At 57.5% G+C, this 16714-nt stretch carries 11 protein-coding genes and 1 pseudogene; 4 read left to right on the forward strand and 8 right to left on the reverse strand.

Features of this window, described 5'->3' with window-relative positions; all coding sequences use genetic code 11:
* Nucleotides 1-97: 97 nt before the first annotated feature.
* Together IVA81_RS27235 and IVA81_RS27240 are read right to left on the reverse strand one after the other, a co-directional pair.
* A pseudogene (locus tag IVA81_RS27235) lies at nt 98-286 on the reverse strand (transposase); the annotation flags it as partial.
* 549 nt (nt 287-835) lie between these two features.
* A complete protein-coding gene (locus IVA81_RS27240; protein WP_256469398.1) occupies nt 836-1411 on the reverse strand; it encodes an extracellular solute-binding protein in 576 nt (191 codons plus the stop codon).
* A 914-nt stretch (nt 1412-2325) separates the two neighbouring features.
* Between IVA81_RS27240 and IVA81_RS27245 the strand changes: the two genes are divergently transcribed.
* From IVA81_RS27245 to IVA81_RS27255, 3 genes are all read left to right on the forward strand, one after another.
* Nucleotides 2326-2808: a phosphoenolpyruvate hydrolase family protein gene (locus IVA81_RS27245; protein WP_247323728.1), complete on the forward strand. Its 483-nt coding sequence runs from the start codon at nt 2326-2328 to the stop codon at nt 2806-2808.
* Nucleotides 2809-2972: 164 nt separating this feature from the next.
* Nucleotides 2973-3323: a hypothetical protein gene (locus IVA81_RS27250; protein WP_247323729.1), complete on the forward strand. Its 351-nt coding sequence runs from the start codon at nt 2973-2975 to the stop codon at nt 3321-3323.
* Nucleotides 3324-4514: 1191 nt separating this feature from the next.
* Complete coding sequence (locus tag IVA81_RS27255; protein ID WP_247323731.1) at nt 4515-6176, forward strand: MFS transporter; 1662 nt, start codon at nt 4515-4517, stop codon at nt 6174-6176.
* A 216-nt stretch (nt 6177-6392) separates the two neighbouring features.
* On the opposite strand, the gene IVA81_RS27260 is transcribed toward IVA81_RS27255, so the two are convergent.
* The 5 genes from IVA81_RS27260 to IVA81_RS27280 form a co-directional block, all read right to left on the reverse strand.
* The gene (locus tag IVA81_RS27260; RefSeq protein WP_247323732.1) at nt 6393-7139 is read right to left on the reverse strand and encodes an SDR family oxidoreductase; all 747 of its coding nucleotides are present in this window, start codon (nt 7137-7139) and stop codon (nt 6393-6395) included.
* 290 nt (nt 7140-7429) lie between these two features.
* On the reverse strand, nt 7430-8530 hold the full coding sequence (locus IVA81_RS27265; protein ID WP_247323733.1) for an ABC transporter ATP-binding protein: 1101 nt from the start codon (nt 8528-8530) through the stop codon (nt 7430-7432).
* A gap of 171 nt (nt 8531-8701) precedes the next feature.
* The gene (locus tag IVA81_RS27270; protein ID WP_247323734.1) at nt 8702-9514 is read right to left on the reverse strand and encodes an ABC transporter permease; all 813 of its coding nucleotides are present in this window, start codon (nt 9512-9514) and stop codon (nt 8702-8704) included.
* Between the two features lie 16 nt (nt 9515-9530).
* Nucleotides 9531-10322, reverse strand: a complete 792-nt coding sequence (locus IVA81_RS27275) for an ABC transporter permease (RefSeq protein ID WP_247323736.1) — start codon at nt 10320-10322, stop codon at nt 9531-9533.
* Nucleotides 10323-10445: 123 nt separating this feature from the next.
* Entirely contained in the window at nt 10446-11681 is a 1236-nt protein-coding gene (locus IVA81_RS27280) for an ABC transporter substrate-binding protein (protein WP_247323737.1), read from the reverse strand.
* Nucleotides 11682-13521: 1840 nt separating this feature from the next.
* Here IVA81_RS27280 and IVA81_RS27285 point away from each other — a divergent pair.
* A complete protein-coding gene (locus tag IVA81_RS27285; RefSeq protein ID WP_247323739.1) occupies nt 13522-15252 on the forward strand; it encodes an MFS transporter in 1731 nt (576 codons plus the stop codon).
* 432 nt (nt 15253-15684) lie between these two features.
* Here the strand turns inward: IVA81_RS27285 and IVA81_RS27290 are convergent, their stop codons facing one another.
* Entirely contained in the window at nt 15685-16386 is a 702-nt protein-coding gene (locus IVA81_RS27290) for an SDR family oxidoreductase (RefSeq protein WP_247323742.1), read from the reverse strand.
* Between the last annotated feature and the right edge of the window lie 328 nt (nt 16387-16714).

The raw sequence follows: 16714 nt of genomic DNA on the forward strand, positions 1-16714 counted from the left end.
ATGGCATTTGCCATCGCTTCACCTCCACCGATCAGCTCATGCCAGGCTGTATCGCAGGCGAACCTCGCGATGGCGAGGTGGGGGCCTCATGCCGGTTACGATTATAGGCGGTCGTATAAGGCCCGTAGCGACTGGGCAGATCGCGCCAGGGCGAGCCCGTCCTCAAAACATAAAAGATCGCATTGATGATGCGTCGGTCATCCACCCGTGCCACGCCCCGTGGTTTGTTGGGCAGCAGCGGTGCGATCAAACGCCACTCGGTCTCCGAAACATCGTACCGGGCCATGTTCAAGGTCCTCCTGGGACCTTGAATCACGACAAACGCACACGCTCAATGGTTATAGGTACAGAACCTAAACGCTGTCCGCACCGCGGTGCCGCAAATCAAGAACATATCGTTTTGCATCGCTTGGCGCAACATTGCCTGAAGGGGTCGTATCATCCTCCGCTTTATCGGGTCCTCCATTCGCCGTCCCGTCTCCCCGATGAACCAAGTCACTTCGAGAGCTACTGGACCTCCTCCGAATGAGTGGACCCCTGTAATAGGCTTAGAGAGCCCAAGAAGTGTCGAATGTCAGAACGTCAATCTCGGCCGTTCACCGAGGATTACGACCGCCACGCGGCTAAACTGGCGATATCGAGCGGTCGATCGATCGGCTCAGTCCCCAGGGAGTTCCGAGTAAGCCTGATCTGCAGACGCTGCATTCAAGACGCGCAAGAGGTGGCTCAATCTGATAGGCGTGAGGCGCTTCAAATCGAGTCCGCGGGCCCTTTTCCAAATGTTAGCGGAGTGGCGTTTTTGGGACAGGCCGGAACAGCCTGTCCCAAAGAGCGCTCAGCTCTGAATCCATTCCTTGAAACGATTCGTCACTGCCTCGAAGTTGTCTGCCCAGTAAGCGCTGTCGTTTATCAGATGGTCGGGGCTGCTCAAATCTGGTTGCCACTTGCGAGACTCAGCCGGCAACATAGCCGCGGCTTTCTTGGACGCGGGAATGAGACCGGCCTGGCTCTCCAGCCGCACCTGAACCTCCGGGCGGAAGAAGTAGGCGATAAGTTTCATCGCGTTCTCCTTGTTCGGCGCGCCCTTGATCACCGCGAGATCTGAGGAAAATATTTTGGTTTGATCAAAGGATAAAGGCGAGAGGCTTGCCGCCGCCCGCCTCCGTTGTCGCCTTGACGCGATTAGATGCTGTCTGAAATCGCTTTCACCCGTCTGCAGAAGGATAATGAACTGCGGAGAGGCTGCCGCCCATGACGCAACACCCGGCTTTATGCGGTCGAGCGCCTTAAACGCACGAGCCAGATTGAAGGGGTACATGTCCTTCGGGGCCATACCATCGGCGAGAAGCGCGGCCTCCATCACACCCCTCGCCTTGTTGCTCATAGCGCGACGCCCCGGGAATTTCTTCAGGTCTTAGATGCTTTCCAGCGGCGAATTTCGCCGGATCCCATGCTATTCCTGCAGGAGAGAAATCGTATGTTACTCTGTCGACGTACGGCGGGATGACCATGTCTTGGACGTCGAACAAAGAGGGGTCGAGATGCTCGCAAAACCCCTCCTTTGAACCGTGAGCCACTCCGGCACCGGCGTCTAGAAAAATGTCCCCTTCGATATTGCCCGTGAGCAGTTGCGCCTTGATCTTTGCCATATTCGGTGCAGGTACGACGTTGACTCCTATCCCCGTTTTAGCAGTGAACGGATCGAACACGCTTTTGATCAGGATATCCTGGTACGATCCGCCATAGCCGATGAAAGTGACTGAGCCGGACTTAGCGGCTGCACTCGACGGCCTCACCACAAGGGGTGCAGCAATTGCGCCGGCCGTACCCACAAGGAATGAGCGGCGTGAGAGGTTTGTACGGGTTTATGCATCGACGTTTCCCCTGTTTAGAATTTCAAGTCCACTTGGTCCAATTCTCGGTACCACGCTCCCGGCAAGCGAAGCCGTGCCGAGGCGGTGCACCAGTGAGACGAGACTTAGAGGGAGTTGAGGCGCTGCACCTCCTTCAGCGCAGCCGCTGCTGGGCTCGTGCTCGAGCAAATGCTTCTGCCCACGCGCCCCACACTTTTTGTTTTGAATAAGTGTAAGCAGGGCTCAAAGCCGATTCTCATCAATCTCAGGCCGGCGATCGCCGAAGTCCTGCTCTTGGCGGCTTCTATTTGCATCATTGTGTCGACAACCACTGGGGTAAAATTGGGCAGATACGCACAGGCAGAAGGTGCAGCCCATTTCTCCTCCACCAATCAACATCGTGACAGATCTGGCGACGTGCTCTGGCGAGCAGCGGGGATCCGTTACGATCTACTGTCCTTGTTGTGAGGGCTTGGACGGTGGTGTCTTCGAAAGTATCGCGCTGCTTCCGATCCACGACAGCAACGGCCTCCTGCTCGCTGGGTTAAGGAATGGAATTACTTCCCAGAGACAAATCTTTGCGGGGGTGCTTGCGCATGATCCATTCCGCCGCCATCAGGACATCCTGAAGGCGCTGAAAATTGCGGGCTGCCGCGGCATCGTCAACTTCCCGAGCATCACTGCAATCGACGGCGAAATGCGAGCAAGCCTCGAGGAGTTCGGATGTGGAGTGAAGGCGGAAATCGAGTTGCTGCACGCAGCCGTTGATCAGGGGTTTAGCGCGCTCGCTCTAGTTGATGATTTTGCCATTGCCAAAGAAGCCGTCGCAGCGGGCGTAGACGGACTAGTCACAGCCCGACGGAAGGATGAGAGAGTGCTTGGAGAGCTTTCCGAGCTTGCCCAAGAAACGACATTGGGTCTTTTCCGGCTTCCTGACGCGATCGGGCAGGCTTGAACAAATTCTCAGTCCATTTCACGATACCTTTTATGGCTGGCCCTGTTTGAGGAGATGGCGTTCAGTATGCCCGGACGGTACGCTGCTTATCGACTATCTGCGCTGGGACGGTCCGCCCTGGTCAGACGTTGCGCCGGCCGGGGGCCGATTGCGATTTCTGGCACTTGGCTTGGGTGAACGGCGCAAGCTTCTTCTCCAAGCGTTTCAAATGGTCGGCGTTCCGCATCTCGCAGGATCGTGGCGAAGGAATCATCATCCACGGTACACGCCAGTGGACCGATTATCAGGCCTCCGGCGAGATCATGCTACATCTTGGCAATTACGGCGGCTTCGCCGTTCGCGTTCAGGGACTGCGGCGCTACTACGGAGCGCGCGTAACCCGCGAGGGACAAATGCAAATTGTCCGAGTCCGCGACGAGGAGACCAAGATACTTGCACAAAGGCCTTTCAAGTCGAATTCGGAAAACCGATTTCTATGCGTGTCAGCGCAAAGGGCCACACGATCAGCTTCATAGCGGATGGTGTTTCGCTCTCGTTTCTGGACAGCGATGCAGATGCTTTCGCGGGCGGCGGTATCGGCCTGCTGGTGCATGAAGGTGCGCTCTCCTCAAACCAAATCCACGTTGGGGCGTCCTGATCGTGGCGATCCGCCGCATGCGTCCCGCAAGGCGTATGTAGCGGCCCACTCCGGCACGGCGCGCGCTCGATATCGTCGAGGCGAATTTCAGTGCTGGCCTTCCGCAGCGGGCGATCAAGTTACGCACGCGCGCTCCTTGCAATGGAAGCGGCGCGTTACCATCAGCTGCAGCGCTGCTGGTCGCAAGGCGTGACATCTTTAGGGCCTTCCACTGTATGCGGTGCAAGCGCACACGAGGCTAGCTAAACATGGCATCCTCAAGGTCACTGGCCGGGCGCGCCGAAATTGGCGCGCTTGAGCTGATCAGCGACCGCCTCGCTCGCCTGTTCCACGAATGCCGGTGTTCGCGAAAGCATCCGCAATGCGAACATCTATCTTGCCGCGTCGAAGACGACGAAGCGCCAAACAGGGCCTCACTTTGACGATTCCGGCACCTCCGGGGTTCTTGCGAGTCTCCCGTTAGGCGAAGAAAGCATGGTGATTGTGCCTTGATCACTCCAGTTTGTAGAACGTCTCGCGTTCCTACTGTAAGCCGATAAACCGCGAGTTTTGCGAGGCCCGCTTGCGTCGTCGAGCAACGTGCGAACGAGGACGTCACGCCAGCTTCTGATCGCCCGACAGTGTGATCTGTTAGCCCATTGCCCAATGTTTCTCACGCGAAGATAGGATTTTATTGGCCGGAGATCGCACATAACCTCGTTTCGGAATAGCGCATAGTTGATCTGGACGCGCTCTCCGCAGATCCTGACGAGTGTCTGGTGATAGTCAGACCAATGTTCGCTATCCAGCAGTATGCGATGGCAGCGCGGGACACCTGTTCTCTAGAGGGCCAACCACCCACAAAAATGACATACCATTTTAGCGCGAGCGACATCGAATGCGGTTGCCGGCCCAAAACCAACGAGAAATCGCTTCTTTTCGCGTTTTTGTGCGCTCGGAGCCGATAGTGTTGGGCGGCCGCCGTTGTCATCGTGGCGCGGCTTTTGGCCGGGCTGGATAGGTAGAGACTAGATGAAGACAAGGATGCGAGAAATCGAAAGGTGGAGCTGGGTAGTTTGGGAGAAGTAGCATGCGACGCGCATTGGCTGCGGATCCAGGCTCGCCATCCGGTCTAGCGCCACTTCGGAATCCGATTTTTCGTTCGGTTTGGTTAGCAACCCAGATATCCAGTGTCGGCTCGCTGATGCAGACCGTTGCCGTCAGTTGGCTGATGGCGACGATCTCGACTTCAGATCTGATGGTCGCACTTGTACAGGCGTCATCAACTCTGCCCGCGTTCCTTCTATCGATCTTTGCCGGGGCCATCGCCGACAATTTCAGCAGGCGCAGAGTCATGTTGGCTGGCCGCTGTTTGATCGCGACCTCATCGGCGATGTTGACGGTTCTTCTGGCAACAGGCTTCGTAGATCCGTGGAGTATCCTAGGTCTCAGCTTCCTGGCAGGATGCGGCGTCGCATTCAATGGTCCCGCGTGGCAGGCTTCGGTCGGCGATATGGTGGATCGGCGCGACATTCCAGCGGCGGTGATGCTCATATCGGCCGGATTTAACACCATTCGCGCCATCGGCCCAGCACTCGGCGGCATAGTTGTTGCTTCATTTGCCCCCCTGATTGCGGTCGCGCTAGCAACGGTAGGCAACGCAGCGCCGCTTGCGGCCATAGCTCGTTGCAAATGGAAGGTTCGCTCCTCGCCTCTCCCGCGCGAGCCGATAACCACAGCAATTTATGACGGCATGCGGTTTGCGATGATGTCTTCGGAGATTCGGGCCGTTATGGCACAGGGGACGCTCTTCGGTCTGGCAAGCATCGCCATTCTCGCGCTGCTGCCTCTCGTCGTTCGCGATCAATTGGGAGGGGGTCCATTCGCTTATGGAGTTTTAATGGCCGGCTTTGGGACCGGAGCGTTCCTGGCAGGTTCCTGGAACGGCTTCTTCAGACGGGTGCTATCTCAGGGTCGCTTGATTGCTGCGGCCTGTGTCGCGTGCGCTGCATGTTCCGCATCCCTTGCTCTGACCCAGTCGGTTGCAGCAGCCGCAGTCGCACTCGGCATGGGCGGCGCTGGCTGGGTAACAGCTTGGTCCTGGTTTGGCACCAACGTGCAATTGGCTAGTCCACAGTGGGTTGTTGGTCGCAGCCTCTCAATCTATTACGCTTCGACGTATGGGGGCATCGCGGCCGGCAGCTGGCTCTGGGGTGTCGTGGCAGAGAACCAATCGCTCTCCCTGGCGCTGGAGGGCTCGGCTGGAGCTCTTCTCCTGGCTGCCGCGGCCAGTCTCGTGTTGCCTATCGGGGAAGCTCAAGATTTGGAGCTCTATCCATCAGATAATGGGTTCAACGGGCCGAAGCTTGCTCTCGATCTGAAGCCGAGAAGCGGCCCCATTGTTGCGAGAATTGAATATTGGATCTCGGCGAAAAATGTCGAGGCTTTCCTGGATCTCATGCCCGAACGGCGAATGTCACAGAGCCGAGCCGGAGCTCGGCATTGGAATCTCCAGCGCGACGTTCAAGAACCTTCTCATTGGATAGAAACGTTCCGCACGCCAACCTGGACAGATTACCTCCGTCTCAATCATCGACTGACCATCAAGGATAATCAGCTGGATGAACGTTTGTCACAATTGCATTCGGGAGAGCATCCACGCCGGCTGACGCTTTCGATCGAGCGACCAGTAGGTTCGGCTCGTAAGCCAAGTCAACCGAGGCCCTTCATCTCACATCCTCCATTAGGATGATTTCGGCGCAAGGCGCGTAGGATCGTCGGAGGCTGCTATTGTTAGTTGCTAAAACAACTCAGACGAGGATGAAATCAAACCCACGATGCGACCGTGACTTGATCCGAGGGTACCTGCGGCAGCAGCGTGAATCGCTTGGAGACAACTATGCCGCGTGGCAACACACCACCAACGTTCATGCACAGAGTATGATCACTCTTACTTGCCGAGCCATGTTCATACCGTGAGATACCCACCGTCGACCGGCAGGGTCACCCCACTAACATAGCTTGCGGCTGACGACGCAAGAAAGACGACCGGCCAGGCTATCTCTCCTGGGAAGCCGTAGCGTCCGAGGGGACAATGCCAACCGATCCACTGGGCCATGGCAGGATCGCTTTTGGGCCCCATCGGTGTATCGATAAAACCGGGTGCGACCGCGTTAACCCGTATACCGAAAGGCGCCAACTCGCGACACATTGCCTGAGTCAGGGACCGCATGCCACCTTTCGAAGTGGTGTAGCCGACATGACCGAAGCTACTCGTGAAAGCGACGACGGAAGACACATTGACCACACATCCCTTGCAAGCCTTGAGCGGCTCCAGAAAGGCCTTGGTCAGCTCGAAAGCACCGGTTAGATTGACACCCATCAGTCGATCCCAGTTTTCGGATGACCGTTCACCATCGATAGGTCCAAACTCAAAAACGCCGGCGTTATTGATCAGAACCGACACCATTCCATAACGCGAGTAAACCCGAGCGGCGAACTCCGCGATATCGGTTCGATCGGCAACGTCGAGCCGCTCGCCCCAGGCATGACCACCATTAACCCCTATGCGATTTGAAACGTCTCGCGCCGCCTCCTCATCCCGGTCCGCTACCACGACCTTGGCACGGCATGACGCGAACGCGGAAGCAATCTCTGCCCCGATTCCGCGTCCGCCACCCGTCACAACTACAAGGACTCCATCCAGGTCGAACATCGGGCCTCCTCCCACTCTATAGCAACTTCAAGGGGCACAGTGCCTATGGGCAGAGCACGTTTACAACGATGGAAGTCGGGGCAATCCGCAACGGACGATCAAGTCGCAAAACTGTGCACCATCGCGCCTGGCCTGGTTGCGCCGCGACCGGATCTCAGATGTCGCGTCACCAGCCGGTAAGTGCGGTCGCAAGACCGGCGATGCGGCTGAGCAAAGGACGACCCATTTTCATTTCTGGGCAACACGAGCCTGGCTAGGCAACGGATATTGACGCGGGTTCGGAAGCAGCGTCACGTCTCGAGCACCACCATGTCGGATGAAGACCAGCAAACTCGCACTCGAGCTCCAGCTTGCGGCCTCGACTCCGCGCGCCCCGACACCATCCTAGCTGTCATGTTCAGGCCGTTCTCGGTCTGGACCGTCACGCGGGTCATACCACCGACGAAAGAAGTCGTTCCGATCTCGCCGCTCAGGACGTTGCTGCCTTCTTTCACGGGCTCATCCATGTCACAGATTTGCACTCTCTCTGGGCGAACCATGACCAGGAGCTCCGCGCCATCCGTCCACCCGCCGGCTGGAACAGGAATAGATCGATTGCCGGCAATCATCAATTGACCATTGCCATTCGTTCGTCCGCTGATCAGATTCGATTCCCCTATGAACTCTGCCACGAAGCGGTTGCGCGGTTGGAAGTACAATTCATCCGGGGTGCCGAGCTGCGTGATCTGGCCCGCGCTCATCAGACAGATACGGTCCGACATGTTGAGCGCCTCTTCCTGATCGTGGGTCACGTAGATAATCGTTGTTCCAAGCTCCTTATGAAGGCGCTTGATTTCACTCTGCAGCTGCTCGCGCAAATTCTTGTCCAATGCGCCCAACGGCTCGTCCATCATAATGATGGCCGGCGAATAGACGATACAACGGGCAATGCCGACGCGCTGCTGCTGACCGCCGGACAATTGGCGCGGCTTTCGATCTTCAAAGCCGCGCAAACCAACACGCTCAAGCGCCTCCGTCACCTTGGCGCGGATCGTACTGGCAGGTTGGCGGCGCGCCCGCAACGGATACGCCACATTATCAAATACCGTCATGTGAGGCATCAAGGCGTAATTCTGGAATACCATCCCGATCCCACGGTCCCGCGGAGGCATCTGGGTGATATCACGCCCATCCAAGAAGATGGTGCCCGTCGTTGGTCCGATCGCGCCCGCGATCAGGTTGAGCAACGTGGTCTTGCCTGAGCCTGATGGACCAAGCAGGGTCAGGAATTCACCCTTGTCCACGCTGAGATCAGTCGGATGCAGCGCCGTCACGAGACCGTACATCTTCGAAATGCCCGTCAGGGCGATCGCGTGCGCGGTATCACGGCCAAGAACGGTCTCGTCCCGCATCCGGCTCACTCCTTCACAGGCAGTGTATGGGCGAGGCGCAGATATTGGGCCTCCGTGTAGACCGCCGCGTTGGTCATCTGGCCTGATATGTTCAATGGTTTCTTCTCTGCTAGCCTGAGGTATCATGCGGAATCGCGTCCTTGTATTCAATCTGATCATTGCCGCGATGGATCAAGCGTCGACCGGAGTCGCTTTCTTGAATGCGATCGCAACGATGCAGGCGAGCAGCGAAACTGTCGTCAACAAAGTGGATACGGCTGCGATCACGGGCGAGACTTCCCATTCGAGAGCGCTGAACATCTTCACTGGCAGGGTCACCGTGTTGCTGCTGGCCAGGAACCAGGAGATAACAACCTCATCGAAGGATATTAGGAAGGCGAAGAAACCAGCGCTCAAGAGCGACGGAACTAGTTGCGGAATGACGACCGTAAAGAACATTCGTATTGGTCCGGCGCCCATCAGTTCCGCGCCGAATTCGAGGTTGCGGTCCAGTTTGTGTACGCCTGCCATGATCATGAGCACGACGTAAGGCAAGGTGACTATGATGTGCCCTAGAACGAGCGACAGCGTTGTCCCGCCGATGCGAAGATACGAAAAGTAGAGATAGAGTCCGAGGGCCCCAACAATCGTTGGGATGACAAGCGGGCTCATGATCAATGCGGTAATGAGCCCCTTCCCGACGAATTCGTGGCGCGCGATCCAGTATCCTGCAGGCGCACCGGCAAGCATCGCCAGCGCCGTCGCTCCCAACGCCACCTTGATGCTCTCCCACAGCGGGTTTAGCCAATCCGGTGAACTGAAGAAGATCTTGAACAAGTCGAGTGAGTAGCTTGCCGGCGGAAAAGTCAGCGCATTCGTCGGCCCGAATGCCATTGGGATCGTTACTACTATGGGCGCCAAGAGAAACAGATAGATAACCACCGCCAGCGCGGTCCCCATGGCATGGTAACGACGTGAATGCGGGTCGTGAATGTTATCTGACATGAGCAGTCCCTATACCTCACGCCTTCAGCTTACGCCGGCGCCAAAGCGCCAGAGGAGCGGCGAAGATGAAAACCATACCGAGCAGCACCACGCTAATCGCCGAGGCTTTTTGCCAATCCAATACCTCTCGGTTGTAGAAGGCGACGAGGCTCGACAGCATTTGATCTTGTGGCCCGCCGAGCAGCGATGGGACGATGAACGCACCTAGAGACATCACGAAGATGCTCAGCAGACCGGCCAGTAGACCGGGTAGACTCATTGGGAGTGTCACCGTCCAGAATATACGGGCGGGTTTGGCGCCCATGATAGCGGCGGCGCGGTAAATTGCGCTGTCGATGGCGAGCAAGCTGGCGAGAACGGGCAGGACGACGAGCGGAATGAGAAAATTGGTCATACCGACAAGAAGGCCGACCATGTTGAGCACGAGCGGCAGTTGGATCTTAATACCGAAGATCCAGCTAAGCATACTGTTGATGATCCCCTCACGGCCCAAGATAACCGTAAATGCAAAGCATTTCACCAGAACACTGGTCCAAAAAGGCAGGAGCACAAGCACCGTCAAAAAGGCTCTACGCCGAGCGGGTTGACGAGCAAGGTGGAGTGCGACAACGAAGCCCAGAAGTAAGCTCAGCAGGGACGACAATCCCGCCACTACGAGCGTCGTGGTCAGCGTTTGCCTGAACAACTTGCTTGTCAGCACCTGGCCGTAAGCAGCCAACGACAACGCCGGTCCGTAGACGCTAGTGTAGAAGACGTACAAAAGAGGAGGCAATATCAACAAGGTCGCGGCCAAGACGGCCGGCGACATGAAGATTGCCTGCGCGCGGATGATGCTAATCCGATTCATGAGCCCAGATGGTTCGATCAGAGACAGTATGTGATGGCGTATTTGGGACGGGCCAGACGGGCCCGTTCAGTTCAGAAGTGCATTTCAGCCCAGGATCCACTCGTTGAAACGACGCGAGACCGCCTCGTAGTGATCCGCCCAATAAGAGCTATTGCTCACGAGGTGGCTAGGTTTGCTAGGATCTGGCTGCCATTTACGAACCTCGGCCGACAACATCGGCACGGCTTTCTTGGACACCGGAATGAGACCGGCCTCATTCTGAAACCGCGACTGAACTTCCGGGCGCTGGCAGTAGCCGATAAGTTTCATCGCGCCTTCTTTGTTCGGCGCGCCTTTGAGTACTGCGAGATCTGCAGTAAACAATAGGTTTTGCTCAAAAGAAAAGGCTAATGGCTTTCCGCCGCCCGGCTCGTTGTTGGCTTTGACCCGGTTGGGGTAGGTGTAGCTGAAATCGACCTCGCCCGTCTGCAGAAGGCTGATTGTTTGAGCTGTCGCTTCCACCCACGAGGCAACGCTTGGCTTAAGCCGGTCCAGCGCCTTAAATGCCCGATCCAGATCAAGAGGATAGATATCCTTCGGCGCGACACCGTCGGCGAGAAGCGCGAGCTCCATTACATCTGAAGGAGCTTTGCGAAGGACGCGACGCCCCGGAAACTTCTTCAGGTCGAAGAATTCGGCAAAGTTCGCCGGATGCTTTCCGGCGCCGTATTTTTCCGGATCCCACGCTATGCCACCGGCATACATCTCCCAAGAGACGCTGTCGCCCCTTGGCGCGACAGACATATCATTGACGTCAAACAAAGAAGGATCCAGCTTTTCCCAAAATCCTTGCTTGGATCCGAAAGCGGCTTGCGCGCCTTCGCCTTCATAAAGATCCCATTCGACGTTGCCGGTAAGCAGCTGAGCCTTGACTTTCGACAGGTCTGGTACGGGGACCAGATTGACTTTTATTCCGGTTTCTTGAGCGAAGGGCTTCAACACCTGTTTCTCGAGGGTCGCTTGATAGCTTCCGCCATAAGCCTGCAACGCCAAAGTGACCAAATCAGACTTGGCGGCGGAACGCGAGGGCTTCAGCACCATTGGCGCAGCGAGTACGCCGACAGCTCCCGCAAGCAAGAAGCGGCGCGAGACCGTTGATCTAGGTGTCTTCATGATCGTCTCCGCTTTATTCAAGTTGACACGAATTCTCAGCGCTGAAGCGACGCGATCGGGCGAACGCGTAACGAAGCGACCCGCAGCGAGAAGAGGCAAGTTAGAAGTATCGGCTACGCCGCCCGCCAGCGGCGCCGTTTCGATGGGTAGACTGCTGCGAACGCCCATCGGCCGCAACTCGCGAAGCCCCCTAGCGTCCAAGAGCTCGAGCCAATTGGTCGGATGGGGCGACCAGTCGAGAGCCGCTCAGTTGCCGATCTCATCACCCCCCCTTTTCCGGCCACACCCATCAAGCAATCGTTCGGGCCAGAAGTCGTCCCCTAAGGGTAAATTTAGCCAGAGTTGAAAGCCGCGTCCCTCTGATGTAGGGCCTCATTCCGCCGAAATTCTGCTCTTAGCAGCCCTTATTCGCCTAACTTCTGCTGGTCCGCTTGGTTTGCGGCGGCGGCGCTTTTTGGTAAGCTACCATCCGAGCCTGCACGGCACGTGGCTGAGACCGTCCGATTTCGAGCGCCTCAGGTTCTTGCCAACGAAACCCGGCGCAAGGGCTTGTAAACGGGCGCACCGACGGCCGTAGCATAGTTGCCAAAAAGCGCCTTGCTGGTCCAGAACGCGCCCCTTGGTGATGGTGGCGGAACGACGGCTCCAACATGTTCAGAGTTTCAAGTTGGTCGGTTGGGGGCCGGCCGCAACGCGAGCCGCCTTCGGAGAAGGACCGAATTGGTTGAGCTGCAACTGAACGCGCCATTGTCGATGACCGTAGCGTCGCGGCTCGCGCCAACCTGCGGCGCAAGCCAGAGAATGTAGACATCGCGCCTGCTCATGTACTTGCGGTTGCTTCTCATGCGCTGATAAGCAGTTGCGCATCGATCTCGAATTTGTCGTCGATGCTGACGCATTGGATCCGCTATTCGGCCAAATTCGGCGCGCCAAGCGCGTGAGCTTGCGTGAGCGCAATTGAGTCTGTCCGACGGGGCCGAGCAGAAACCGCAGCGAGAGACGAAGCTGTGGCCGAAGGCGACCTTGACGTTCAACCTCCTCGACTTGAAATAACAACTGCCAGTGGATCGTCGATGATGGGCCAGCGGCGGGGCTCGGGTTCGTCACGCCGCAGGCCCCGTTCTTTTGGCGTGGATGAATACGCGCCGCAGGCGTGCCAGTTTGTGGCAGCGATAACGCCATTGAGAGGGCGCTCGATGACCAGACAGTGAGCTTGTCCATAGTCAATCACCGCTGTATCGTACGATCGTCATGGGCCGCAGCGGCTGATGTGTACAGCGAACTGACAGCTAAGGCGCTCGCATTTACGCACACGCTTGAGGTTTCGAAGCCGAACTCACCAGTTAGTGAGACCTCGCACTCAAACGTCCGAGAGTTCATGCGGCGTCTCGCCCCCGAGATCGATGCCTTCGCGCCTTATTTCATCGCTCACTCGCCCAAAACGCAAAAAATCCGCGCCATCGCTCTCTACCTTCTGTTGCGGTCTCCACTCGATTCAGGAGCGTTCTTTCGGTGTTCCAAGCGTCATTGCAGCAGTTGTCCTCGTTGAGGGGATAACGTGGGGGGTCGACCCAAGAGCTTCATTGGCGAAATGGACCCGCTAGGCAATCTTGACGTCCATGCAGCGTTCACGGCTCAGAGCAGCAATGTCACTGACGAAACCCTGCCGATCGGGACATGCTGTGACTGACCACCGCGAGCTTCGCCGTGCCGCTGGATACCCTCGGGTACCACCCGGAATCGGGATAGCAAGGCTGGAGCTGCTTGGCGCTCACTTTTATAGAGCCGTTGAGAAAGTTGCAGGCGAGGTGGCAAGTACCAATTCGCAGGGAGAACGGATGATGCAGGGAGAACGGATGATATTGGCGGGCCTCACGAGGCTTTCTCACGCAAGTTGCCAAAAGCGGAGCAAATGTAAAACGTCCTTGCCTATTTGGTGTGAGTTGAGCTTGTGATGCACAACTAGTCCGGCCGAGCATCAAACGAAGTGGACGAGGTAGGGTCTAACATGACCGATCCAGCTACGCCGCAGGAGCTCAGCACTGACGGCATCGCCGCTCCTTTGCGGTTTCCAGCGTTTCGACGCATTTGGCTGGCCAGCCTGCTCGCCTATCTGGGGATCCTGATCCAGTTTGTTGGTGCGGCGTGGGCTATGACAGAGATGACGTCATCGGCCGACAGGGTCGCGCTCGTCACGACGGCCTTGATGCTCCCCGTGATGCTAGTGTCGATGCCGGCTGGGGCAATTGCCGACATGCATGACCGCCGTGTCGTGATCCTCATTGCGCTCTCGATTGCACTTTGCGGCGCCACCGCGCTTACGGTGCTTGATCTTATCGGCCTGATCACACCTGACCTTCTGCTTGTGTTGTGCTTTGTGGTGGGCAGTGGCATGGCACTGATGAATCCGGCGTGGCAATCCTCTATGAGTGAACGAGTTCCGGCAGACGCCTTGCCGGCAGCAGTTGCACTCGATGGCATCAGCTACAACATCGCACGCATCTTCGGGCCCGCCATCGGCGGCATTGTGGTTTCGACCGGGGGCGCGGTCGCGGCCTTTGCACTGAACGCGCTGCTATATCTGCCGCTCATAATCGCGCTATTCTTTTGGAAGCGCGTCGTGGAGCCGTCGAAGTTCCCACGCGAACAGCTAACCCGCGCCATTGTCTCGGGCCTGCGTTACATTGCCAATTCCCCTTCAATCAAGGTCGTGCTGACTCGCGCGATGATAACTAGCGTCATCGCTGGTTCGATCCCAGCTCTGATGCCGCTGGTGTCTCGCGACCTCCTTCATGGTGGCGCGCAGACCTATGGAATCATGCTTGGAGCCTTTGGTTTTGGTGCCGTTGTTGGGGCACTGAGTATGGGCGAGATGCGCAAGCGGATGAGTGCCGAGGCCGCAATACGAGCGTGTTCGCTCTCGATGAGCGGCGCGATCGCCGCCGTAGCGCTGAGCCGCGAGCCGTTTCTAACCGCTATCGCACTCGTCCTGGCCGGCGCGACATGGATAATCGCATTTACGTCGTTCAGTATCGGCGTACAGCTCTCCGCGCCACGCTGGGTCGTGGGTCGATCGCTTGCAGCCTATCAGGCATCGACATCGGGCGGCGTAGCTATCGGTAGTTGGGCTTGGGGTCGGCTCACCGATGCCGCTGGCGTTGAGATTGCACTGCTTGTCTCCTCCGCACTCATGGTGCTTTCGGCGCTGTTTGGATTCTGGATGCCAGTGCCCCGCACGAACACACCTGACGAGGACAGCGAGCTATTGGCGGTTCCCGAGGTGCGGCTCCCTCTTACCGCGCGCAGCGGGCCGGTTCTGGTGGAGATTGAATACCGGGTTGCGCCGGAGAATGCGCGAGCCTTTCACAACATGATGCAGGACGTGCAGCTATCACGTCAGCGCAACGGTGCCTATGGCTGGTCAATCGCCCGCGACATTGCCGATCCTGAGCTATGGACGGAGGGTTATCGTTGCCCGACATGGCTCGATTATTTGCGCCAGCGCAACCGCTCGGCCCAATTTGAGGGCGCGCTAGAACAGCAAGCAATGGCTTTCCACATTGCCCCTCATCCCGTGAGAATCCGCCGCATGCTGGAGCGCCCGTTCGGGTCCGTGCGCTCGAAGGATGAGCCGCCTAATCGCGCCGGAAGCGTAGTGAAGCCCGGTCATTGCAAACGCGGCATGGGCAACTGTAGCTCGCATCCAGCCACGACCGCCGCTGAGACCGGGAAGGCATAATCGAGACTCAAAACCACAGAGGCCACAAGTCCATGCGCGTCGCTCAAGTATGCCTTCTTCTCAGGCAGCATGCAGGAAGCTCCGATGGTGCTGGCGCAAATGCTCTCCGCACACGAAGATCGGTACTTCGGCTCAATTCACAGGTTCGATCCTCGGGCCTTTTGAACTCCCCGTTGGATACGGGAATTTCGCGATGCTTGACCATGTCCTCGCTCCGACGCGCGATGCTCTCCAACGTTTCGTTGGTATCATCTGCACTCCGCGCGCTGGAGATTCCGAGTGCTTTGCCGGCTTGACCGCCGGACACTTCCGCTGATCAGCAGCACAGGTGATCGCCTCGCCGTGCGAGCACCGAGCAACAGCGTGATCTTAGACCCGGCAGCTCAGGTGAGTGCAATGGCGGGCGAACTACCTGTTGCGCCTAATGCGATTTCAGCTACCGGCGGCCCCGACTGTCATTCCTCCGCAAACGTAGAGGACCTGCCCCGTGACAAAGCCGCTTCGTTGATCAAGAAAAAATGTCACCGCGTTGGCAACATCGGCAGCCGTGCCGATGCGTCGGACCGGAATTGCGTCGAGGATGGCTTTCGTAGGCGGACTTCCCGCTGGGTTTGCCCGGTCAAAAAGTTCGGTCTGGATCGGGCCGGGGCCGACGGCGTTGGTCGTGATGCCAAAGGCACCTAGTTCAAGCGCCCAGACCTTCGCCATCGCGATCAGTCCAGCTTTTGTCGCGGCATACGCAGAACGCGATTCCTTTCCTAGTGCAGCGCGCGAGGACATGTTCACAATACGCCCAAAACGGGCGGCCTTCATGCCGGGTAGAACAGCTTGCAGGCATTGTAGAGCGCACCTGAGGTTGAGCGATACTACGGCATCGAGATCGGCCAAACTCTGCTCTTCCACAGAATTTGGCCTGACGACACCAACATTGTTCACAAGACGGGTTATCGGCCCGTCCTTTAGCGCTTGCCCGAGCGCCGCGGATGCTGATCCTGGATCGGACAGGTCCGCGACGATGTCGCCACCTAGGCGATCGATAACGACGACCTCGTATCCCTCGGCTCTACAGCGCTCTGCCGTTGCATGGCCGATTCCTGCTGCACCGCCCGTGATCAGAACGCGTTCGCGTGTCATGTGCTCTCCTTATGAGGATATTGCATTTTGTGGGCCATCGTATCGCGGCCAGCTCTTGAATTTGGAAAGAGCCGTCTCGCTAATTCTCCCGCATTCCGCGGCTGGGCAGACTGAAGGGCAGCGCGTGTAACCCCGTCGTTGGACTTCCGTTAGCTAGAGAGCATCGAGTAGACAATTGCTAAATCTGTTTTTGCAAAAAGATGAGATATCTCGCCGAAATCCAGCGTTCCTTCTGCCCGAGACCCAATTTCTTGCTTCGTGAAATCGATGCTCCCGATGTCTGCCTCAATGCGATTGGATCATCGACGCAGCACAGGTGAGAGCACTC

Source organism: Bradyrhizobium sp. 141, from assembly GCF_023074055.1.
GTDB lineage: Bacteria > Pseudomonadota > Alphaproteobacteria > Rhizobiales > Xanthobacteraceae > Bradyrhizobium.